Source organism: Streptomyces katrae, from assembly GCF_002028425.1.
Taxonomy (GTDB): Bacteria; Actinomycetota; Actinomycetes; order Streptomycetales; family Streptomycetaceae; genus Streptomyces; species Streptomyces katrae_A.
This window is the reverse complement of record NZ_CP020042.1, coordinates 7,456,361-7,477,985: the sequence shown is the minus strand read 5'-3', so window position 1 is coordinate 7,477,985 and position 21,625 is coordinate 7,456,361. Positions and strand designations below refer to the sequence as shown.

The 21,625-nt window shown below is 71.5% G+C and carries 16 protein-coding genes and 1 pseudogene; 2 read left to right on the top strand and 15 right to left on the bottom strand.

The window, feature by feature from the left end:
• Position 1 precedes the first annotated feature (1 nt).
• The 7 genes and pseudogenes from B4U46_RS34195 to B4U46_RS34165 form a co-directional block, all read right to left on the bottom strand.
• A complete protein-coding gene (locus B4U46_RS34195) occupies positions 2 to 2,233 on the bottom strand; it encodes an NHLP family bacteriocin export ABC transporter peptidase/permease/ATPase subunit (RefSeq protein ID WP_398907823.1) in 2,232 nt (743 codons plus the stop codon).
• Positions 2,230 to 3,036, bottom strand: coding sequence for an HlyD family efflux transporter periplasmic adaptor subunit (locus tag B4U46_RS34190; RefSeq protein WP_079431434.1), 807 nt, complete (start codon positions 3,034 to 3,036; stop codon positions 2,230 to 2,232). Before B4U46_RS34190 ends, B4U46_RS34195 begins: the two co-directional genes overlap by 4 nt.
• An 82-nt stretch (positions 3,037 to 3,118) precedes the next feature.
• A complete protein-coding gene (locus tag B4U46_RS34185) occupies positions 3,119 to 3,337 on the bottom strand; it encodes a hypothetical protein (RefSeq protein ID WP_079431433.1) in 219 nt (72 codons plus the stop codon).
• 1,590 nt (positions 3,338 to 4,927) lie between these two features.
• The gene (sbnB, locus tag B4U46_RS34180; RefSeq protein WP_079431432.1) at positions 4,928 to 5,953 is read right to left on the bottom strand and encodes a 2,3-diaminopropionate biosynthesis protein SbnB; all 1,026 of its coding nucleotides are present in this window, start codon (positions 5,951 to 5,953) and stop codon (positions 4,928 to 4,930) included.
• The gene (locus B4U46_RS34175; RefSeq protein WP_079431431.1) at positions 5,950 to 6,990 is read right to left on the bottom strand and encodes a TauD/TfdA family dioxygenase; all 1,041 of its coding nucleotides are present in this window, start codon (positions 6,988 to 6,990) and stop codon (positions 5,950 to 5,952) included. Before B4U46_RS34175 ends, sbnB begins: the two co-directional genes overlap by 4 nt.
• 68 nt (positions 6,991 to 7,058) lie before the next feature.
• A pseudogene (locus B4U46_RS34170) lies at positions 7,059 to 9,608 on the bottom strand (non-ribosomal peptide synthetase); the annotation flags it as partial.
• 38 nt (positions 9,609 to 9,646) lie between these two features.
• A complete protein-coding gene (locus B4U46_RS34165; RefSeq protein WP_185117131.1) occupies positions 9,647 to 12,235 on the bottom strand; it encodes a Pls/PosA family non-ribosomal peptide synthetase in 2,589 nt (862 codons plus the stop codon).
• 339 nt (positions 12,236 to 12,574) lie between these two features.
• Here B4U46_RS34165 and sbnA point away from each other — a divergent pair, with 339 nt between their 5' ends.
• On the top strand, positions 12,575 to 13,540 hold the full coding sequence (gene sbnA, locus B4U46_RS34160) for a 2,3-diaminopropionate biosynthesis protein SbnA (RefSeq protein WP_079431428.1): 966 nt from the start codon (positions 12,575 to 12,577) through the stop codon (positions 13,538 to 13,540).
• A 695-nt stretch (positions 13,541 to 14,235) separates the two neighbouring features.
• Here the strand turns inward: sbnA and B4U46_RS39655 are convergent.
• The 5 genes from B4U46_RS39655 to B4U46_RS34140 all read right to left on the bottom strand — a co-directional run bounded on the left by B4U46_RS39655 (position 14,236) and on the right by B4U46_RS34140 (position 18,971).
• Positions 14,236 to 14,700 carry a hypothetical protein gene (locus B4U46_RS39655; protein ID WP_237293245.1) on the bottom strand — a complete coding sequence of 155 codons (465 nt, stop codon included), beginning with the start codon at positions 14,698 to 14,700 and terminating at the stop codon, positions 14,236 to 14,238.
• A gap of 114 nt (positions 14,701 to 14,814) precedes the next feature.
• Positions 14,815 to 15,723, bottom strand: a complete 909-nt coding sequence (locus tag B4U46_RS39650; RefSeq protein WP_237293244.1) for a hypothetical protein — start codon at positions 15,721 to 15,723, stop codon at positions 14,815 to 14,817.
• A gap of 400 nt (positions 15,724 to 16,123) precedes the next feature.
• Complete coding sequence (locus B4U46_RS34150; RefSeq protein ID WP_079431427.1) at positions 16,124 to 16,657, bottom strand: hypothetical protein; 534 nt, start codon at positions 16,655 to 16,657, stop codon at positions 16,124 to 16,126.
• Between the two features lie 555 nt (positions 16,658 to 17,212).
• The gene (locus tag B4U46_RS34145) at positions 17,213 to 18,073 is read right to left on the bottom strand and encodes an alpha/beta fold hydrolase (protein WP_079431426.1); all 861 of its coding nucleotides are present in this window, start codon (positions 18,071 to 18,073) and stop codon (positions 17,213 to 17,215) included.
• A gap of 82 nt (positions 18,074 to 18,155) precedes the next feature.
• Complete coding sequence (locus B4U46_RS34140) at positions 18,156 to 18,971, bottom strand: ATP-grasp domain-containing protein (RefSeq protein WP_237293243.1); 816 nt, start codon at positions 18,969 to 18,971, stop codon at positions 18,156 to 18,158.
• Positions 18,972 to 19,100: 129 nt separating this feature from the next.
• Between B4U46_RS34140 and B4U46_RS34135 the strand changes: the two genes are divergently transcribed.
• Entirely contained in the window at positions 19,101 to 19,601 is a 501-nt protein-coding gene (locus tag B4U46_RS34135; RefSeq protein ID WP_079431424.1) for a VOC family protein, read from the top strand.
• A 263-nt stretch (positions 19,602 to 19,864) separates the two neighbouring features.
• Here the strand turns inward: B4U46_RS34135 and B4U46_RS37765 are convergent, their stop codons facing one another.
• The 3 genes from B4U46_RS37765 to B4U46_RS34125 form a co-directional block, all read right to left on the bottom strand.
• Positions 19,865 to 20,023 (bottom strand): hypothetical protein, encoded by a 159-nt coding sequence (locus tag B4U46_RS37765; RefSeq protein WP_159036652.1) that lies wholly within the window; start codon positions 20,021 to 20,023, stop codon positions 19,865 to 19,867.
• 95 nt (positions 20,024 to 20,118) lie between these two features.
• Complete coding sequence (locus tag B4U46_RS34130; protein WP_079431423.1) at positions 20,119 to 20,559, bottom strand: Immediate-early protein 2; 441 nt, start codon at positions 20,557 to 20,559, stop codon at positions 20,119 to 20,121.
• A gap of 311 nt (positions 20,560 to 20,870) precedes the next feature.
• A complete protein-coding gene (locus B4U46_RS34125; protein WP_237293242.1) occupies positions 20,871 to 21,311 on the bottom strand; it encodes a hypothetical protein in 441 nt (146 codons plus the stop codon).
• Between the last annotated feature and the right edge of the window lie 314 nt (positions 21,312 to 21,625).

Sequence of the window (21,625 nt, the reverse complement as noted above, 5' to 3'; positions counted from 1 at the left end):
CTCAGTGCTCCTTGACCAGTTCGGCGTACGGGCCGCGCGCGGCCAGCAGCTGTTCGTGCCGCCCGCGTTCGACGACCCTCCCCCGGTCGAGGACGAGGATCTCGTCGCTGTCGCGCACCGTGCTCAGCCGGTGGGCGATGACCACACACGCGCAGCCGCGTCGCCGCAGGTTGTCCATGACGGTCTGCTCGGTCGCCGCGTCCAGGGCGCTGGTCACCTCGTCCAGGACCATGACGCTGGGGCGGCGCACCAGGGCCCGGGCGATCTCCAGTCGCTGGCGCTGGCCGCCGGAGAAGTTCCGGCCGTCCTGCTCCACCCGGCTGTGGATGCCGCCGGGGCGCCGCGCGACGACCTCGTACACGGCCGCGTCCTCCAGGGCGGCGATCACGGCCTCGTCCGGGATGGAGGGGTCCCAGAGGGCGACGTTGTCGCGGACCGTGCCCTCGAAGAGGAAGACGTCCTGGTCGACGAAGGAGACCGACGCCGCCAGCGCGCCGCGCGGGATGTCCTCCAGGCGCATGCCGTCGATGCGGATCGTGCCCTCCCAGGGCGTGTACAGGCCGGATATCAGCCGGGAGACGGTGGACTTGCCGCTGCCGGAGCCGCCGACGAGCGCGACCTGCCGGCCGGGGCCGACCGAGAGGGAGAATCCCTTCAGGAGCGGGGCGTCCAGCGGGCTGTATCCGAAGGTGATGCCCTCCAGTTCCACCCGGCCGTGGAGGCGGCGCGTCGCGGCGGGGGGTTCACGTCGGGTGTAGAGCGGGTCGACGGGGAAGTTCTCGACGTCCTTGAGGCGGGCGACGTCGGCCGTGAAGTCCTGGATCCGTCCGGCCACGCCGTTCAGCCGGGTGATCGGCGCGGTGAAACTCGTGACGAGTGCCTGGAAGGCGACGAGCAGGCCGACCGAGAGGTGTCCCTCCACCGCCCGCAGGCCGCCGATCATCAGGATCAGCGCGCTGTTGAGCGCCGCCAGCGTGGGCGCGACGACCGCCAGCCAGGCGCTGGGCATGCCGAGGCGCTGCTGCACGTCGAGGGTGACGGCGTGCCGGCCGGCCCAGCGGCGGAAGAAGCCGTCCTCGCCGCCGGTGGCTTTCATCGTCTCGATGAGCTGGAGACCGCTGTAGGAGGTGTTGATGAGCCGGGCGTTCTCGGCGCGCAGCTTCTGGGTGCCGGTGGCCCGTACGCGGATCACGATGCGCATGGCCACGAGATTGAGCAGGGCGACGCCGATGCCGACGACGGTGAGCTGCGGATCGTACGTCCACAGCAGCACCGCGTAGAGGACGACGACCACCGCGTCCACACCGGCGGCGGCGAGGTCCCTGGCCAGGGTCTCGGCGACCGCGTCGTTGGACTGGAGGCGCCGGACCAGGTCCGCCGGGCCGCGCTGGGAGAAGAAGGCGACCGGAAGCCTGAGGAGGTGCCGTAGGAAGCGGGCGCTGCCCAGGGTGGAGGAGATGATGCGCCCGCGCAGCAGGTTGGCCTGCTGGAGGCCGGTGAGCACGGCCGTCAGGAGCAGGGTGGCCGCCATCGAGGCGAAGAGCACGCCCAGGAGCGAGGTCTGCTCGCCGATCAGGAACATGTCGATGTACGTACGGCTCAGGGCGGGCACCGCCGCGCCGACGGCCACCAGGAGGAGGCTGGAGAGCACGGCCGCGAGCAGGGTGCCCGAGGTGCCGCGCAGGCGGGCCGGCAGGGCGGCCAGAATGCCGGGCTTGCGGCCGGTGCGGCGGAAGCCCGGGCCCGGTTCGAAGGTGAGGACGACGCCGGTGAAGCCGGTGTCGAACTCCTCCATGGGAACGAAGCGCCTGCCCTTGGCCGGGTCGTTGACGTGGACGCCCCGGCGGCCGAAGCGGCGGCCCATGCCCTCGTAGACGACGTAGTGGTTGAACTCCCAGAAGAGGACGGCCGGGGGCCGCACTCCGGCGAGCGCGGCCAGGTCCATCTGCATGCCCTTGGCCGCGAGCCCGTAACCCCGTGCCGCCTTGAGGAGGTTGCTCGCGCGGGAGCCGTCTCGGGAGACCCCGCAGGAGACCCGCAGCTCTTCCAGGGGGACGAAGCGGCCGTAGTGGCCGAGCACCATGGCCAGCGCGGCCGCGCCGCATTCCACCGCCTCCATCTGGAGCACGGTGGGGGTGCGTACGGGCCGGGGCGTACGGCCTCGCGGGGCAAAGGCGGGACGGCGGCGCGAGGAGCGGCGACCGGCGTTCCCCCGCCGCTGCGGGGCGGTCACGGCAGCAGCCAGTCGATGGGCCGCTGCACGGCGAGGTGGACGGCTCCGGTGACCGGCGTCGCGGAGTCGACCGGGTAGGGGGGACCGTCCTGGGAGGACCAGCGGTAGCCGGACGCGGTCGCGGACGAGCGCTCGAGCCGCACGACCACGGCGACCGGATTGCCCTGCCGGGTGAACTGTGCGGCAAGCCGGCTGTCACCGAGGAAGCCACCGATCTGCGCCGCCGTCTGGGGCGCCCGGCCTACCGCCTGGACGCGGCCGCGCAGCACCCCGTACCGGGGCTGGGGGACGGACTGGACGGTGAGGTCGACCGGGGCGCCCACGGGGATGGCCGCGCTGCTCGGGCCGGATACGTAGAGCAGGGCGGTCAGCGGCTCGGCGGGGTTCTTCACGCGTTCCACGGTCGCGACGTCCGCGCCGGTCGTCAGGACCGAACCGGTCTTGGCGACCAGCGTCGTCACCCGCCCGCCGGCCACCAGGCGTACGACCTGCTCGCCGCGGTCCGTCGCGACCCGGACCAGGGGCGCGCCGGGGGCCAGCAACTGGCCCTCTTTGGCCAGGGCCTCGGTGACCTGTCCCGCATACGGGCTTTGCAACAGGTAACTGCCCTCGGGGTGAGTGAGGATTCCGGGTGCGCTCAACTTCGCGGACACGGATCCGGTGCATGCCCAGATGCTCGCGGCGGCCATGACGACCACGGTGACCGCCAGCACGAGCCGGCCCTGCGGGCGCGCGAATCGTACGGGCAGATCGAGTTCTTCGGGCGATTGCAGCTTGGAAAGCGCCTTTTGGCGGAACTGCACGGGGTATTCCTTCGACTGCGTGAGCCGCCGTGAACCCCGGAACGGCTGCGTTCCGGGGTTCACGGGCGACAACCGGCCGTACTCAGAGACCGGCGACGCCGACCTGCACGCCGGCGATGCCGGTGACCGCACCGGGCAGGGCCGTGGCGGCATGGACGGTGTCCAGGGAGGTCACGGCGCCCAGCACGGTCTGGACGTCGCCGAGGACGGCGCCGGCGAGGCCACCGGAAATCGCCACACCGCCGGCGACGGCGTCCAGTTCGGTGTCGTCGATCTCGCGGGTCTCGATGTCGTTACGCATGGTTGCGCACCTTTCCTTCGTATGAGAATTCGTCAATTGCCGTGACTGAAAGGGGAAAACGGCCACGGGCATTTCCGCCGCGGCAGCCCGGCCCGGGCCGAACCCGGGCAGGGTTTCCGAGAACCGCCGGCGGTGGGCAGATGTAAGCACGCGAACGAGTGGTCATGCCAACCGTGTTGACGCTCGCCGCGCCCCGGGGCGTGAACTCGGGCGAAGGGCCTCCCCATTCATTCGCCGGATCATCGCAACGCCTTCACAAGATCGAGTAACGAATATGCGAGGCCCATGGCGCTCACCCGACATAAAGGGGCACACGGCCATCAAACACCTGGGGCATTACGGTCATACCGCGGTGCGGCGCGGGAAGGGGCGCCCCTCCGGTGGCAGGTGTGAAGATTTGCCGAAGTGGTGCACCACGTTCCGGTCGCCCGGGGGAGGCCGGATCGTGAACGTCGGTCCGGTGCGGCCGGCATCGGCCGCCGGCTCGCCACCCGACACCGCGACTTCCGCCGCTCAACACCGAGCAGCAGACCCGGCTCGGCAAGGCGGGCGGCACCCTGCGGGCCGCGCCCACCCGCCGAGGGCCCACCGGTTCGCGTGCGCGCGAACCTCGGCGGACTCCGGCACTACCCCGAAGGCGAGGCGGCCCGCTGACACCGCGCCCAGAGCACGCCGGACAGCGGACCCACCCACCCTGGGCAGCCCGTTCCCCGGCCCGCCGCCCCCGGACGTGTGCGTGCTGAGCCGGCCTGTCTTGGTCGCCGGCTCCCGCACGCGGTTTCTCGGGCACGTCCTGGCCGACGCGGGCGGCACACCGCCGCGCCCGCTTCCACCACACGCCGCCGGGGCCCTCAGCCCGACGGCGGCACGGAGGGTGGAGGACGGCGGGGTGGGGCCCGCAAAAGTGGTCCGGTCTGAGTTTTGCGGGTGGAACTGCATGGTCTGCGCACGCTGCCGCCGGTTGGCTAAGGCACACGCACAGCACGGCTCCGGCATCCGCCGGGCGAGAGAGAGTCCCCTGATGAGAATCCGAAGCGGCATCGCGGCGGCCCTGACCGCGATATGCGTGAGCATCGCGCCGGCGCCTTCGGCTCAGGCAGCCGAGCCCGACTTCGGCTGGTCAGACTCCACTGCGCTGGAACAGTCCGTACCGGCAAGGGGTGCCGGAGGCGATGACCACATGGGGCAGGATCGGACTTCGCAGCGTCCGGACGGATCGGTGCCGGCTCAAGGACTTGGAGACGGCGGTTCGCACTGCCCCCTGTCCCCGACGCAGTACGGGGCCATGGACTGGCCCCGAGGCATCGGCTACAGCCGGACCGCGGGCAACGCTCCACCCGAACCCTCGGCGACCGAAGGCTGTACCTCCTCGTCCACCCGCCCCACACAACCGGCCCTGGCCAGCCGATAGGTCAGAACTCACGAAACTGAGAAAATCCCCCACCGGTCTCTCCTGTGTACGGTCCCGGGTCCGGGCGGGCCCCGCCCGCAACGGTGCGGGCATCGAAGGCCGTTCCAGAAAATCTGGAACGGCCGGCGCCCGGTCGCGGTCCGGGCTTCGGCGAGGCCGAGTGCCTCGGCACGAGGTGCTCAGCCGTATCGGCGCAGTTCGTGGAAGAAGTCGTCGATGACGTGCAGTTGCCCGGTACGGGCGGCCTCGTCGTAGACGTGTCTGCCGACGGCCAGGTCGAGCACGCCCAGGCCGAAGGGGGAGAACACCACCGGCCGGCCTCGGGGCAGTGTCGCGCGGCCGGTCGTCACGTCGTGCAGCGTGCCCGTGAGGAAGTCACGGTTCCCGGTGAGCTGTTCGGCAAGGTGGGGCGAGGTGTCGGCCTTGAGGCAGTGCTCGACGTCGTCGACGACGTTGGTCGAGGCGAGCAGGATTTCGGGGGCGAGGTCGCGCAGTGACACGTGCAGGACCAGGGGGTTGTGGTCGAACCATGCCGGGTCGGTGACGTGTGGCCGGTCGGCGACGGTGGCGAGGACGAGCAGGTCGCTGGAGCGGATCAGCTGCTCGGGGCTGTCGTGCACGGTGAGCTCGGTGGCCGTGTCGGCGGCTCGCAGGTAGCTGTGGAAGCCGGCCGCGCTGTCGGCGCTGATGTCGTGCACCCCGATCTCCTCGAAGGACCAGCCCGTCGCGGTCAGGAACGTGTGGATGTAGCGGGCGATGAGTCCTGTTCCGAGGAATCCGACGCGGGTCGGACGCGTCCCGCGGGCCCGGCTGAGCGTGTGGGCCGCCGACGCGGCCATCGCGGCCGTGCGGGTGGCGCTGATGATGGAGCTCTCCAGGCAGGCGAACGGGTAACCGGTGTCGTGGTCGTTCAGGATCAGCACGGCCGAGGCCCTGGGGAGGCCGGCCTGCACGTTGTCGGGGAAGCTGGAGATCCACTTGAGGCCGTCCACCCGTGCCCGTCCGCCGATCGACGCGGGCAACGCGATGATGCGGGCGGTCGGGCGGTCCGGGAAGCGCAGGAAGTACGACGGCGGGTTCACCGACTCCCCGACGGAGTGCAGGTGGTAGGTGGTCTCGATCAGGTCCATGATCAGGCGTTGCTGTCCCTGGAGGATGTGCTGGACCTGGGCTCCGGGGATCACGGCGAACGCGGGCGTGGTCATCGGGTGCTCCTGTCGGGGGACGCGGTGGGGGTGGCCGGGAACGGGGCCGGGGGCAGGGGTTCGGCCATGGCGACCAGGACGTCGCGCGGTGGCTCGAACGCTTCCCGGCTGTGGGCGGTGCGGATGTTGTCGATGAGCATCAGGTCGCCGGACTGCCAGGGCTCACGGACGGTGTGCTCGGCGTAGGCCGTGTTGATCAGCTGGACCACGTCCTCGCCGATCGGGTCGCCGTTTGGGAAGGCGGTGTTGAACGGCAGGGCTCCGGGGCCGTAGACGTCGAGGAGGTACTCCCGTACGTCGCACTCCAGCGTCCACTCGTTGAAGAACGCGATCTGGTTGAACCAGCAGCGCCGGCCGGTGGCCGGGTGGCGCACCACTGCGGCACGGTGCTGGCGGGTGCGCAGACCGCCGTCGTCCTGCCAGTCGAACTCGATGGCGTTGGCGCGGCAGTAGTTCTCGACGGCGGCCCGGTCGTCGGTGCCGAACGCCTCGGTCCAGCTGGCGCCGATGTCGTCGTTGTAGCTGCGGGTGAGCAGCCAGCCTTCCCGTTCGAAGCGCCGTACGAGCTCCGCCGGCAGTGCGTCCACGACGGCCGCCGCATCCGCGAGGGCGGTGGCTCCGCCTGTGGTGGGTGCCGTCAGGCAGCCCAGCAGGAGCAGGCCGGGAGGTCTGTGGACATAACTGAGTTCGTGGTGCATGCACATGGGCTGGTTGGCGGGCCACGCCGTGGAGGAGTACACCCCGGGGGCGAGGACCTGACGGGGGGCGAAGGCTTCGGTGTCGGTCATCAGGGCGGGGGCCAGCCGGGCGAAGACCGCAGCGGCCTGCCCGGTGTCGCGCAGGCCGAGCCCGCGGACGAGTACGGCGCCGTGTTCGGCGGCGAGGCCCAGCAGTGCGCGGCGGTGTTCGGCCGCCCAGGCCGTGGGGTCGGCCGGGGCGGGGACGTGCAGGACCGGGGGCCTGTCCGGGTGCAGCTCCACCGGGGGCAGGGGCGCGGCGGCGGGCACGGAGCGGTTGACGGAGCGGGTGAATGACATGGACTTCGTCCTTTCGGTGCTGTCGCGGAGGAGGCCCGCGATCAGGGGGAGGCCGGCTGGGCGGGGCTCCGGTCGGGTACGGCGTCGAGGAACCGGGCCAGTTCGGCCAGGACGGGGTGGCGGGCGACGTCCGCCGGGGACACCGCGCGGTCCAGGGCGACGGCGAGTCTGACCGCCGACAGGGAGGTCCCGCCCAGGTCGAAGAAGTTGTCGCGGCGGCCGATCCGGTGTCGGGCGATGCCGAGCACGCTCGCCCAGGCGGTCGCGAGACGGCGTTCGCAGGGTGTTTCCGGAGCCTGGACGTCGTGCTCGGCCGTGTGCAGTCGTGCGGCCAGGGCCGACAGGGCCGTCCGGTCGATCTTGCTGTTGGCCGTGAGAGGGAGGCTTTCCTGCCAGTGGACGGCCGAGGGGACCATGTACCCGGGCAGGGACGTTCCCAGGTGGTCCAGCAGGACGCCCGTGTCGATCGGGTGCGGGGCGGTGTAGAACGCCACCAGGTGGGCGCTGCGGTCGGGCCGTTCGGTGACGACCACGGCGCTGGCGCGCACCCCGGGCGCTCGCAGCAGGATGTTCTCGATCTCTCCGGTCTCGATGCGGAATCCGCGGAGCTTGACCTGGTTGTCGTGGCGGCCGAGGAATTCCAGCTTGCCGTCCGGTCGCCAGCGGCCGACGTCGCCGCCGAGGTACAGGCGCTCGCCCCCGCGGTGGGGGTCCACGAGGTAGGTCGGCCGGGTGCGCTCGGGGTCGTTGACGTAGCCGCGGCCGACGCAGACCCCGGAGAAGGCGATCAGGCCGGGCGCGCCGAGGGGCACCGGGTCGAGGCGCTCGTCGACGACGTAGAGGTGCACGTTGTTGACGGGGCGGCCGAGTGGGACCCGGTCGCCGTCCGGCGTGCGGTCCATGACCTCATGGTTGGTGTCGTCGCTGGTCTCGGTCAGGCCGTAGGCGTTGACGAGCTTGATGTGGGGCTGGGCGGTGAACCAGCGCTGGGCGAGTTCCCTCTTCAGCTCCTCACCCGTGACCGACACGTACCGCAGGTCCGGCAGCGTCCGGGGGTGCTGTTCGAGATGGGACACGACGACGTCCAGGTAGGACGGGACGACTTGCAGCACACCCACCCGGCCGCGGACGACGGTGTCGAGGAAGCGTGAGACGTCGAGGATCGCCTCCTGCTCGATCAGCAGGGTCCGCCCCCCGGCCAGGAGCGGCGCGAGCAGCTGCCACAGCGAGATGTCGAAGCACTGGGGCGCGGTCTGGGCGACCACCTGCCCTTGGCCGATCTCAAGGTCGTCGATCTTGGCGTAGAGGTGGTTGAGCATGCCCTGGTGCTCGCACATCGCGCCCTTGGGCTCGCCCGTCGAGCCGGACGTGAAGTAGATGTAGGCCAGTTGGTCCGGCTCGACCGCCACACCGGGATCGGTCCCGGGATACCCCTGGTCGTAGGCGGTGTCGACGATCAGCGTGCGGACCTCGGGCCGGACGGCCACCAGGGCCTGCTGGAGGGTGGTGGGGGCGCCCTGGGGGGCCTGCTGCGTCAGCACCAGCCCGCATCCGGCACGGGCCAGCATCGCCTTGATCCGTTCGGCCGGCAGGTGCGGCTCGACGGGCAGGTACGCACCGCCGGCCTTGAGGACGGCCAGGACGGCGGCCGGCCAGTCCAGCGTCCTCTCCATGGCGACCGCGACGACGCCTTCACGCCGCAGTCCCTGGGCGCGCAGGGCATGGGCCAGCTGGTTGGCGCGGACGTTGAGCTCCTGGTAGGTCAGCTTCCGGTCGCCGTGCTGGGCTGCGACGGCATTCGGGTGCTGCCGTACGCGCTGCTCGAACAGCTCGTGCGCCCGGTGCGGCGGCAGTGCTCGGCGCGGCCCGGCCAGGCCACGGAGCTGGAAGCGGAGCTCTTCGGCCGACAGTATGCTCCGACCCGTGTGGTCGGCATCCGGGTCGGCGGCCATCAGGGTGAGCACGGTGAGGTGGTATCCGGCGATCCGGGCGGCACAGCCCGCGTCGAGGACGTCGGTCCGGTAGCGCAGCCGGAGCGTCGGCCGTCCGGTGTCGTGGTGGCCGTCGACGCCCAGCCACAGCACCGTGTCCGCGGCCGGTGTGGCGCCGTCCCCGGTCTGCTCTCCGTCGACGGCGAGGCGGCCGCCGTCGATGCCGGTGGGATCGAGGACGGTCTCGAAGGGTGCGCCGGTCAGGTCGAGTTCGCGCCGGAGGTCGTCGACGGGGAATTCCTGCTCGGCCAGTAGCCGCTCGACGGCGTGGTGACCGTGCAGCAGCAGCGTCCGCCACGAGCCGGGCCCTGCCGTCAGCCTGCACGGCAGCGGCCGGCCGTCGGCGGATGTGACGTACCCCGTGGTCACCTCCTGTTCGCCGCTGAGTGCGGCCAGCACCTTCGCGTGCGCGGTGAGCAGCACGTGGTCCAGCGGAACGGCCAGGTCGTCCGCCAGGCGGCGCAGTGCCACCGCCAGGCCTTCGGGGAGGCGGGCCTCGTACTCCGCCACGCCCGCGACCGGCCTGCGGGTCCAGCGTGGAAGGGACGTGCGGCCACTGCCGGTGCCGCTGCCCGCGGCTAGGACGTCGTGCCAGAACTCTCTGCCGGTGGATGCCTCGACTGCCATGACGGTCTCTCCTGTCCTGGTGCTGGTGTGATCGGGTGTCAGACGCCGTGTGCCGGGGGCGTCGCGGATGGCGGGGTGTCCTCGGGCTGCTGCCGGGCCGGGTTCCCTGCCCAGCGGGCTCCTTGCGGGACCTGCTCGCCCTTCATGAGGAAGGAGTCGCAGGCGAGCTCGACGCCGTCGGCGAGCGTCACGCCGTAGTGGACGAACGCGCCGACACCGAGGGTGCAGCCGTCACCGATCGCGGTGCGGTCGGACTTGAAGGCGCCGTCCTCCTGTGAGTGGCACTGGACGACCGTGCCAGCGTTCAGCGTGCAGTCGTCCCCGACGGTGACGAGGGTCCGCTCCGGGAAGAAGCAGCCGTCGTCGAAGACCCGCTTTCCGATCCTCGCGCCCAGCAGCCGCCAGACGACGTTCTTGAACGGGGTTCCGTTGAAGAGCTGCGTGTAGTCGACCGACGCGGCCTTCCAGAAGCGCTCGTGCCGCCAGAACGACGGCTCGTAGATCGAGCAGTACAACGGTTCCTGGGGCCTGAACCCGGCCGCGGCCCGTTCGACCAACGCGAAGTGGACGACGCTGATCAGCAGTGTGGCGACGCCGGCCAGCGCGAACGCCGACGCGCCCAGCGAGGGGTAGAGGGCGTTGGCGCCCAGGGCGACCAGGGCGACGACGAAGAAGTGGGCCCACCGCGCCGTCAGGTACAGACCCGCCGTGACGGCGTTGTGCCGGTTCTTGGCGGCCAGGCGCCGGCGCAACTCGTCGCCGCTCTCCAGGTCCTGGAACCTGGTGTCCCGCAGCACCGTGCGTGGAATGACGAAGGGAGGCGAGCCCAGCAGGCCCACGTCTTCCCGGACCTCTCCGTCGACCGGCACCATCACCTTCGTCGCCAGCAGACAGTTGTCACCGGTCCTGGCCTGCGCGGGATAGGCGATGCGGTTGCCGAGGAAGCTGTGGGCCCCGACCGAGACCCGGGACAGCCTGAACGACGTGTTGGAGTATTCGGCGTTGATCAGCGACAGCCCGTCGGCGACCATCGTCCCGCTGCCCACCGAACTCTGGAAAGGGCTGTCGTGCTTCACGCTGGTCCCGAAGTTCGACCCGGTCTGTGTGACACGGGACAGGTCGTAGCCGAGGTAGCGCAGGTAGTGGACGATCGCGGAGCTGTCTCCGAACAGCGCCATGAAGAACTTCCTGTTGGTCAAGACCCTGATGGCCCGGTGCAGGCCGTACTGGACGCCGTAGAGCGGATGGACCGTGTCCGGCTCGACCGCCAGGTTGAGCAGACGCGGTACGACGCCCTGGATGAAGAGCGCGACCAACGCGGCGCCGAAGAACAGCACCAGGGAGGCGGCCAGCGCGGTCAGGTAGAACGTCCCGCTGGTGAAGGCCGACGTCCCGACGCGAGACGGTGCGTCCAGCTGCGGCAGCGGGTCCAGCAGCGCGGCGACGCCGCCGGTGGCCAGCGGCAGGTACACCATCAGGAGAGCCAGCAGCTGCCCGACGGTGTAGCAGACCTTCCTGGTGCCGGAGCGGTCGGCGCCACCGAGCGTACGGACCGTACCGACCGTGCGGAAGTCTGTACCGCCGGGCTCGGCCGGTGACCCGTGCCAGCTCTCTCCTGAGGGAACGCTCTGACCTGCGTGCAGGCTGGAGGCGTGCCCGAGCTGGGCCCGGGCGCCCATGGAGGTGTTGATGTCGAGGACGGCTTGTTCGCCGACGAAGGCGCTGTCACCGAGGGTGACCGGTCCGGTCTGGATGAGGCCGGCGTGCGCCCGGTAGCAGGAGAAGAGCACGTCATTGCGGATCACCGCACCGTCACCGATCGTGAGCAGATCGGTGCAGACAGGAATGTGCGTGGAGAAGATGGCGACATCGCGCCCGATCCTCGCGCCCAGCGCCCTGAGATACGCCGCGTACAGCGGCGAGCCGGTGAACAGGCGCACAGGGCTCGTGCGGATCAAGGTCTTGACCAGCCACCACCGTACGTAGGTGAGGCTCCAGACGGGGAAGTCCCGGGGCGTGAAACGACCGATGAGGGTCCATTTCGCCGCGATCGGCACCATGCACAGGCCGGCGAAGCCCACGCTGCCCACCAGCACGGACCGCAGGTAGACGTCGAGCACGCCCTGGCCGGCGGCGACCCACTCGCAGCCCCGGACCGTGGCCAGCGCGGCGAGGTAGGAGTACGCGAGGAACAGCAGGAGCTGGAGCGCTCCGCACAGCAGGTACTGCCCCGTTCCCGCCCTCGCCGGCCTCGTGGCCGCGGGCGCGGGCGCGGGACCGCCGGCGGCGGCGGGCGCGGCGCCGACGAGCGCGGAGGCGAGGCTGTTGACGGTGGGATGGCGGTAGACGTCCTTCATCGACACGGGCAGCAGGTCCGCCCGCTTCCGAACCCGGGCGCAGAACCGTGCCATCACCATCGAATCGGCGCCCAGATCCTCGAAGAAGTCGCTGTCGCCCGACACCCGCTCGATGCCCACGACATCGGCCAGCACCTGTGCGAGGAGCCTGGCGGTCTCGGCCGCCGGGCCACCGGACGCGCCTTCGGGCCCGGGTGCGGGCCTGCGCTCGGGAAGTACTGCGGGGACCGGCCGGGCGGCCGCCCGGGCATCAGTGGGTATCTGTGGCATGTCTGCTCCTCGACGACGTTCGGGGGGCGCAGCAAGGCGGAGGCCTTCAAGGGCGGAGGCGCGATGCCGCCCTTCCAGTAGGCCGGGCCTCCGGACGCCCGTCATGCCGCTCGATGTCGTGGCTTGACATGAGGTGTCCCCGGGGCTAGAGCGGCGGCGCCGAGCCGTGATGGCGACCGGTGTCAAGTCCCGAGATCAGGTGACGTGACAGGGCCGCGGTCAGCCCGCGTACTGGTAGTGGCCCCGAAGGCGCCGCAGCCGACGGATTGCTCCCCGAACCGCCGCCACACCGGGCCTCGGCACCCGGACGCCGATGCGAGTGCACACAAGGAGGCGACCATGCCGGTCATCTCGACCCCCCAGGCATTCAACCAGGACGATCTCTACATCGACCTCGAGGCGATCACCGGGCACCGGCTGTTCCTGAAGTGCGAAGGGTTCAATTTCGCCGGGTCGATCAAGCTCAAAGCCGCGATCGCGATGGTCGAGGCTGCCGAACGCGACGGCCTGCTCTCCCAGGACTCCGTCCTGGTCGAATCCTCCTCCGGCAACCTCGGCGTGGCACTGAGCATGATCGCAGCCAGCAAGGGCTACCGGTTCGTGTGCGTGACGGACTCCCGTTGCAACCTGGCGACCCGGCTGCTCCTGGAAGCCCTCGGCAGCGAGGTCCACGTCATCACCGAACCCTCCCCCACCGGCGGCCTGCTCGGCGCCCGGATCGACCACGTCCGCGCCCTGTGCGCGTCCGACGACCGCTACGTCTGGCTCAACCAGTACACCAACCCCAACAACCAAGCCGCCCACTACCGCACCACCGCACCGGCCATCGCCCGAGCTTTCCCTGACCTCGACGTGCTCTTCATCGGGGCCGGCACCACCGGGACCCTCATGGGGTGCGCCCGCTACTTCCGCACCTGGCACCGCCCGGTACGCATCGTCGCGATCGACGCGGAGGGCTCCGCCACCTTCGGACGGCCGCCCAACCGCCGCATGATCCCCGGCCTCGGCACCAGCATCCGCCCCCCGCTCCTCGACTGCTCCTACGTCGACGACGTGGTCCATGTCGACGAAGCCGACACGATCCGTACCTGCCACCAACTGGCCCGCCACGGCTTCGTCTTCGGCGGCTCCACCGGGACCGTGGTCAATGGCGCCGCCCAGTGGCTGGCCCAGCGGGACCGGCCGGTGACCGCGGTCGCCATCGCCCCCGACCTCGGGGAGCGCTACCTCGAAACCGTCTACCGGGCCGACTGGGTGCAAGACCTCTACGGCGACGACGTACTCCGGTCCAAGACCGCCGCCTGACGGCCCGGGCGCCACGCGTACCGGCCGGTGGACGGGTGGGCCGGGCTCGGTCGGTGCGCCGCTCGGGCGCCCGTCGCGACCGGTCCGGCCGGGGTGAGGACAGCGGCCGCCAGGTGCTCACGGAACCAGCGATGCCCCGGGTCGGTGGAGTTGTGGGGGTGCCGAGCCCTGCCGAGATCCAGGGGTTCCAGGTCGAGGGGGGGGACATTCACAGGCCCATGGCTGCAGTGGTGCCGGGGGGAGCCGGCCGGCCAGGCTGAGGGCGACGAGGTCGGCAGGCGGCGTTCATGCTGATGCGCGGGCGGCGCACGGACCCGAGGATCTACCGCGACGTGGTCCGCGACGACCGAACGGTTCGCGGCCTGACCATCACCACGGAAGGCGAGCACCACGCCTGGCTCGCCACCCCCGACCGGTACGTCCCTCGAACCGGCCGAGCACCGCCTCCAACGGACACGACCTCCACATCACGGGCGTCTGCCGCTGGCCGGCCTGGTGATGAGTGGCTGCTGCGTAGGTGAGAACGGAAAACGTTTGTAGGTGAGTTGCAGGAGCAGCCGCTTGTCACTGATGCCCGGAATGTTGACGAGACTTGGACACACCTGTCCGGAGCGTCGGCGTCGGCCGATGGCCGACGGAGCTTGCCAGACCTGTGATCGCTGGGAGGGCGTCGTCTCTCAGTGTCCGCCCTGCGGTCAGGTGGCGGAGTCGTTCAGGCAGCGGTCGAGCAGTGCGTGCATGCGGGGCACGGGGAGCGAGGGGTTTGCCGCGGCACCCTCGGCGGTGCGCGAGTCAGCGAGGAGGGCATCCAGGGCTTCCGGTGTCAAGCTCGGGTTGGCAGCGGCTGCCCGGCACACCGACTCGTCGGGGTCTTCCACCGGGGCCTCGGCCAGGGTGGGATCGGCTGCGGCAAGGGCCCGTACGTCGGTATCCGGGTGGCCGACGAGGTGGGCCCAGCCGGTGCGGGGGAACGCGGGCAGAGTCAGCAGGTGCGGTCGGTGGGCCGGGCGGGTGACGAAGACGTCCAGGAGGAGTTGGGGCGGAGCCAGCGGGTGGTGGCAGGCCAGCAGGATCCGTACCTCCTCGTCGTCGTCCTGTGCCAGTGTCGCGGCGAGTTCCGCAGGCAGGCCGGGGAAGCGCGCCGCGACCCGGCGGAGCACCGGTTCCTCGGACGCCGCGCAGGCGGCGAACCAGTCGGGCGACGGTTCGCCGGTCGGCTCCGTGATCGGGCAGGTGCAGTCCGGGCCATGCCCGATGACCCTGTCGATCGCCCACTACTCGGCCCAGGTGCGGGGGAAGGGGCGGAGGCGTGCGCGCATCCGCACGTCCTCGTCCGGGTCCTCCCTCAGCTCCGCCACCAGGTCCGGTCCGAGGTCGGGCCGGGCGGCGACCAACTCACGGATCTGCGCCTCGGGGTGGCGGGCGAGCCGGGTAACGGCATCGGCCGGGGTTTGGGGATTCCAGGTCAGGGGGTGCACCGTGCCGTCCGCGAAGCACTGCTCGACGACCGTGGGGGACAGTGCACACGTGCCGAACACGAACGGCCTGCCGCGGGAGCCGTAGGACGGCAGCCTGGCCTCCACCCGTTCCGGATCCAGCACCCAGCTGTGCTCCTGCGCCGCCTTCCGTACCGCGGGGTCGGGGTCGTCGAGCAGGGCCTCCCGCTGCGCGTCGGTGAGCGACTGCCACTCCCGGGTGGCGCGTTCACGGAGCCCGGGGTGCTCGTGCCCGGCCATGGAGCGGTGGAAGGCCAAAGGGATCTGCCGGGAGGAAACGAGCTCCCCGACGATCTCGTTCGCGGTGAGCGTGCCGTCTTCGCCCCCGTCCCGGGCGGTCAGGAGGGTGACGAGGATGTCGTCCGGCAGTGGTCGGACCCATCGCGGGCGGAGATGGGCAGGCACGCCGCCGGCGAGCCACCCGCGGACGATCCCCGACGGGTCCGTCGCCAAGGGGACGAGTCGTGCGGGGTCGATGTGCCGGTTCTGCGCGAGCGCCCGGCGGATCCTTCTGTCCGGGTGGTTCAGGGCCGCGTCGATGACGGCGTCGGGCAGGTCACGACCCGCGCACATCAGCAGGCCGACCTCACCAGCCGCTGGATCGACCAGGCGTGTCAGGACGTCGGAGGGCGCCGCCGGATTGAGGGCGATGCCGCGCAGCCACAGTTCGTGCAGAGAGTCGGACACCGCGTCATCCTGCCACCTCGCCTCCTGAACCGGGCCGCAGGACGGCTACCTCGTGGGCGCTTACCGGCGTCTTCGTCCGCAGGGATTTGGACCACGTGCCGCGGGCTTTGCTCTTCATGCGCACGCTGACCGTACGCGGCACACCGCCAGGCTCCGCATCCACCGCCGCCGGGGAACGCACGACATCCGGGGCAAGTCAAGCAACCGGGCGTTGCTGAAACTCGGCTACATCATCTTCCGCGCCCACAAGGTGTTCTCGCTTTGGGCAACAAACGTTCTCGCTACTGACCGACAAAGCCAGAGTGGCCGAGCGCAGCGCCGGTGGCGCGGGCCGTACGAAGCCCGCCAGACGCCCGCAAGGACGGGCGCGGCCCACATCCGGGCGGGGCGCGAAAGCCTTTCACAAGGGCATCCAGGCTCTGACGGTGCCTGGAGCGGGAAGGCGGCGGCACGCCGGGGCGAGGGCATGTCGAGCTACTCCCGGACGGATGCCATGCCACCGGGTCAACCGGCGGCGTCCCGCTTCCTGACGGCCTCGAAGGGGGGTGTTGCCCGTGTACTGGTTGTCACCCGCGGGGAGGCAGTTGTCCTCCCGGACGGTTCCCAGCCCGTCGCAGTGCTCGGAGCTCGTCCGGAAGAACACCGTGGTCGTGTGCGTACCAGGCCTGAGGCCGGGCAGCGCCGGGGACGCGAAGTAGGAGAAGGGCAGCCCTTCCTCGATCCGTACGAGGCGCAGGACCTCTGGCCCGAAGGAGAAGCTCCGCTCCTGCGGTGTACCGATGTCCTGGACGATCCGCACGCCGAGGAACTTCAGGACGAAGTCGTCCAGCGGCTTCGGCACGGACGGCGTGTATCCCGCCGGGTAGACGGCGGTGGCGGCGTCGGCGGCCGTGCCCCAGCTGGGGAAGCTGCGGACCCACGGCTTCTTCGCCACGGCGACGCGGCGGGCCGGCGGGCCGGCGGGCCGCCGGGCCGATGGGCCGATGGGCCGATGGGCCGATGATCCGTTCCCTGATCGACAGGAAGGCGTTGAGGTCGACCCCTTCCACCAGGCAGTGGTCCTCCGCCCCGGCGGAACGGGCCTGAGCCGTGCCCTGCGCCGTGGTCTCCTGCCAGCCCTGCACTGCCTGGGCCGTGCCGCTGCCCAGAGTCGTGAGAGGCCGGAAGCCATCGCGTGGAAGTACCTCATCTGCTCCCCTTTCCGCGGCTCCCCCGCCGCGGTCGCCATTGCCGGACCACGGCGGAGCACGGCCTCTGGCCTTCACCATCACCGCGGGCGCCGGGGCCGGCCGCCGGACGCGTTGGGGCCGGCGCCCGAGGCCCTCGCCGAACGCGGCCGCAGCGCCGCCGCTCAGGTGGCGACGACCGTGGACGTCGTGCGCGCGACCCTGGAACAAGATCGCCGGAGAGAACAAGGGCCGCTCGAAGGGCGGCGGCCCCGTCCTGCGTCTGGACGACGACGTCGAGGGCCTGCTCAAGGAGGTCCTGCTCAAGCAAGAGAAGAACCGCCGTGCTGCGCCGCCAGGGCATGGCCAGCCCGTCCCCGTGGAGCACCGACGCCCACGGCGTACACGCCTATGACGGGAGGTACTCCTTCCGCCAGGAAGGCCGTGACGGCGGCGGCGAACTGCTCCGGGGCGTCGTGGTGCACGACGTGACCGGCGGCCAGCTCCACCAGGCGCGCGCGGCCTTCCCGGAGGGCGACCATGGTCCGGGCGTGACCGGCCGTCAGCTCGTCGCTCTCCGTGCCGCGCACCAGCAGGGTGGGGCAGGGCACGGCGGTCCAGTCGGCCCGGTGATCACCGCACAGCGCCTTCTGGGACGCGATGGTGTCCTCGATGCCGAAGGAGAAACCCCAGTCCCTTTCCCGCCGGCGGAACGCGCATTCCAGGTAGGGTGCGGCCGGGCCCAGTGCCTCGGCCAGCGCCTGCCTGGACGGCGCGTGTGCGGGAAGGCGCGTGGTGAACGACCAGTCGCAGTCGACGACCGCGCCGATGTCCTCCACGATCAGCCGTTCGACCCGGTCGGGGTGGTGCGCGGCGAACTGGTAGGCGTTGACCCCGCCCAGTGAATGCCCCAGCACCGGCACCGGGCCGCATCCCAGGTGCCGGTGGAGGGCGAGGAGGTCGGCCACGTAGTCCCCCCGCCCATAGCTGTCGGCGCGGTCGGACTCCCCGTGTCCGCGCTGGTCGAGGGCGATCACCCGCCACCGAGGCGCCAGCGCCTCCGCGAGCGGGGCGAACGCCGATGCCTCGTTGTAGTGCCCGTGCAGGGCGAGGAGCGGCTTCCCCTGACCGCCGAAGTCCAGGTACGACAGCCTCCGCCCGCCTGTCGTGAAGTATTCGCGCATGGTGCCGATCGTAGGATCCGGCACTGACAGTCCGCGGCGGTCGGTCAGGCGCGGGCCCGGTCCGGGGCGGACCGGGGGCCCCTCAGGTGCGGCCGGTCCCGCTCGGCGACCTCGGTGAGGGGCCGGCGGCGCGGAGCAGCACGTCGAGGACGCGGTCCGGTTCGGCGGCGTAACAGTGGGCGAACCAGGCCTTGTTGGCCTCGACCACCGCCCAGCCGCCGTCGGCGAGCCAGCCGATGTCCAGACAGCCCGCGCTGGGCAGGCCGGCGGCCGTGGCCTCGAGGACGGTACGGCCGAAGGCACGGCTCTCCGTGTCCAGCGGCACCGGGTCGAGGCGTCCGTGGACGGCGCAGCGGCTGCCGGCGACGGCTTCGCCGTCGATGACGAACAGCCGGTACTCGGCCTCGAACTCCACCACCCCGCTGACCGGCACCGGCGTGGCCCCGTCAAGCCCGCCGGGCAGCGGCCCGCCGCCGGTCCCGTCCGCGTGGACGGCGGCGGGCAGCAGATCGAGCTTGGCCGAGGGCGGTTTCACGAAGAGCCGCTCCCGCAGCATCCGGGCCACGGCCAGGGTGGTGAGCCGCACGGAGCGCCGCAGGAGAGGGCGCGGTACGCGCGTCAGCCACTCGTCGGCCGGCTCCAGCAGCCCGAGGCCCAGCGGACCGGCCCCGCGGGCGGCCGCACGGGGGCCGCCGTACCAGTGCACCCGGCGCCCCTCGGCGTGCGCCGCGCGGCCGACCACGTCGTAGCCGCGCCACGCGGCGGCGCGGGCGAGGAGTTCGGCGGTGGAGGTACGGGGGGGCGGGCAGGAAGAGTACGGGCGGGGTACGGGCTTCCATTCCGCCGACCTTACGGGCTCCGGCAGCGGCCGGCTGCGGCTTCGCGGCGCTGTCGTCACCTCCCGATCCCACCGCGTTCGCGGTGCGTCTCGCGGTGGCCACATCCGCACCGGGTTGTTCGAATTCGAATCACTCGGTATCGTCGAAGCAATTCGATTCAAATTTGAACTTCGCAAGGGAGAAGCCCGATGCCGGTACGCCGCCTCAACCACGCGGTGCTCTACGTCCGCGACGTCGCAGCCTCGGCCGCGTTCTACACCGACGTGCTGGGCTTCAAGGTCGACACCGAATTCCCCGGGCGGGCCGCCTTCCTCAGCGCCCGGGAAACGCTCAACGACCACGACCTCGGCCTGTTCGCGATCGGCGCCGACGCACCCGGCCCGCAGGCGGGCCGGGTCGGCCTGTACCACCTGGCCTGGGAGGTCGGCACACTGGGCGAGCTGGCCGAGATCGGCCGGACACTCGGCCAGCGCAGGGCGCTGCTCGGCGCCACCGACCACCACCGCTCCATGTCCTTCTACGCCAAGGACCCGGACGGCAACGAGTTCGAGGTGATGTGGCGGGTGCCGCGCGAGGGTTGGGCGGCACCCGGCGAGGCACCGAAGACGGGCCCTCTGGACCTGGAGGCCGCCATCGCCCGCTGGGGCGCCGACCTTGTCACCGGCGCCGCCGCCGGCTCCGCCACCTGAGGCTCACCCCGGGAACGGCGAGTCGATCCCCTTCCGGTGTGTGTCAGCTGATGCCGACGGCGGCCAGGGGTGGTGGTCCAGTCGGCGGCGACGGCCTGCCGGCCCACGGCCAGCCGGGGCGGCGCCGAACCCCGACGCACGAGTGGATGAACCGCCGTTTCCCGTCCCTGTGGTGCCCCCGGCCGGCATGGGCGCCCGCTGGCGGCCGATGTGACGACGCTCCCGCACGCCTGTGTGCGGGGGCCTGCACCAGATCGGCGAACTCACGGCGGAGCCGGGCCGCGAGCGTCCACACCGAGGGGTGCCGACTGGCCTTCGACCACGGGCACCCCCCGCGCACCCTGGCCGCGCTCGGTGTGCTGGCACCGCACGGCACGGCGGCTGTGGGCCAGGGCGAGTTCGGGGTTGTCGAGCGGCGGCATCGGGGCCTGGATGACGGGCGCACACCCCGATCCACACGACACGGCGGCCCGGGAAACGCGGCGCATCGGCTCGGTCGCCTGAGAGCCGTCGTCGTTCAGGCCTTCCTGAGCAGCTGGGTGGCCGCGCGGCCGAACACGAGGCGGGCCGTCCGCTTCAGGACGCCGCCGAAGAGGCGCGGCAGGCAGCGGATGCGCAGTTCCTCCCGCCACACCACCCGGCTGCGGCCCCCCGGCCCTGGCCGGACCTCGATCTCCGCCCAGCCCAGGACGACCCGGCCGCGCTTCTCCAGCCGGCACAGGCCGGGCTCGTCGCCCGCCGGCGGGCGCCAGACCGTCACCTCCATGACGTCGTCGACGGTCACCGGTCCGACGCCCGACCGGGCCACGAAACGCGTGCCCTCGCGGGTCGGCAGCGCGGTGAGCACCTCGATCCTGGTCAGCGGGACCACGTCGGCGTGGCGGGGCCATTCCGTCAGCCTGCGCCACGCCTCCGCGGGGGCGAGCGGGGGATTGCGTTCGAAGGAAAAGGTGGGCACGCAGCAATCGTAGGGAATCGGTGCCGTCCACCGTGCGGCACGTCCCCCGCAGCCCACCGCCGTACAGGGTGAAGATGACCGAACCCCTCGACACCGCGCCCCCTGAGGGCCCGGCAGGGGCCTTCGGGTCCAAGGGGGCGGGCCGGGCCCACAGCATCGGGCCGGGCAACGTGCGTGAGGGCCGCCTCCCTGGCTCGGGAGGCGGCCCTCAACCGGCGGGCCTGCGATCCGGCCGCCCGCCGCATCCGGAAGATCCCCGCAGCGTCAGTCACACCCTGCAAAGATCACCGTCATGGGTCCGAGTGCGGTCGTCAGCCCGGGCACTTCAGACCGGTCCGCGCGGACTTCACCGCGCTGTCCAGCATCTGGGCCTGCGGCTTCAGCTTGGTGGCGGCCTCGGCGCCGGCGGTGTCGTCCGGCAGGCCGTCCCAGGTCTTCTTCAGCCCGTCCGCCGCGGACTTCACGGCCTCCCTCTGCGCCGCATTCCATTCCGCCGTGGACTTCGCGACCGCATCCCAGCCGTCCCTGACGTCGTCGTACGCGCTCTTGACCTGGTCCTTCGTCGCCGACGCCGGATTCAGTCCGAACAGTGCCGTCGCGTCGGAACGGAGCTTGTTCAGGTCGGTGCACAACTGCGCAGCCGCTGCACTGGAGTTGGGGCTCGGATCGGCCGCGAAGGCGGGAGAAGCTCCGCCGACGGAAAGGACCAACGCTGCCGCCGCGCTCACGGCATTACTCGGAATGTGCCTCATGGGTTTCCCCTCGTACGGGATTCCTCGGGTCGTCCCCGCCCCTGACAACCCCGAGCTTCCGGCTAACCACGCTGACACAGCCCACCGGACCCCGCAATCCGCGGCCGCCACGCCCTGGCAGTGCATGGCCGGCCCGCCTTGTCACGTCGGCGGCGCGGCAGGACCAGCGCGAGGAGGACGGACGGCTCGTATCCGCAGGGGCCGGTGTTCGGCCAGGCAGCGACGACGCGGGCGACGGCTTCGGCCTGCGTGGTGTGGAAGCCGCGCGGTCCGAAGGCGACGGACCAGGCGTGGCAGCGGCCCCGGGAGCCGAT

Coding starts and splice junctions, on each gene's coding strand:
- B4U46_RS34185 (WP_079431433.1), bottom strand. CDS start 3,337: ATGCGTAACGACATCGAGACCCGCGAGATCGACGACACCGAACTGGAC.
- sbnB (WP_079431432.1), bottom strand. CDS start 5,953: ATGACCACGCCCGCGTTCGCCGTGATCCCCGGAGCCCAGGTCCAGCAC.
- B4U46_RS34175 (WP_079431431.1), bottom strand. CDS start 6,990: ATGTCATTCACCCGCTCCGTCAACCGCTCCGTGCCCGCCGCCGCGCCC.
- B4U46_RS34165 (WP_185117131.1), bottom strand. CDS start 12,235: ATGCCACAGATACCCACTGATGCCCGGGCGGCCGCCCGGCCGGTCCCC.
- sbnA (WP_079431428.1), top strand. CDS start 12,575: ATGCCGGTCATCTCGACCCCCCAGGCATTCAACCAGGACGATCTCTAC.
- B4U46_RS34145 (WP_079431426.1), bottom strand. CDS start 18,073: ATGCGCGAATACTTCACGACAGGCGGGCGGAGGCTGTCGTACCTGGAC.
- B4U46_RS34135 (WP_079431424.1), top strand. CDS start 19,101: ATGCCGGTACGCCGCCTCAACCACGCGGTGCTCTACGTCCGCGACGTC.
- B4U46_RS37765 (WP_159036652.1), bottom strand. CDS start 20,023: ATGCCGCCGCTCGACAACCCCGAACTCGCCCTGGCCCACAGCCGCCGT.
- B4U46_RS34125 (WP_237293242.1), bottom strand. CDS start 21,311: ATGAGGCACATTCCGAGTAATGCCGTGAGCGCGGCGGCAGCGTTGGTC.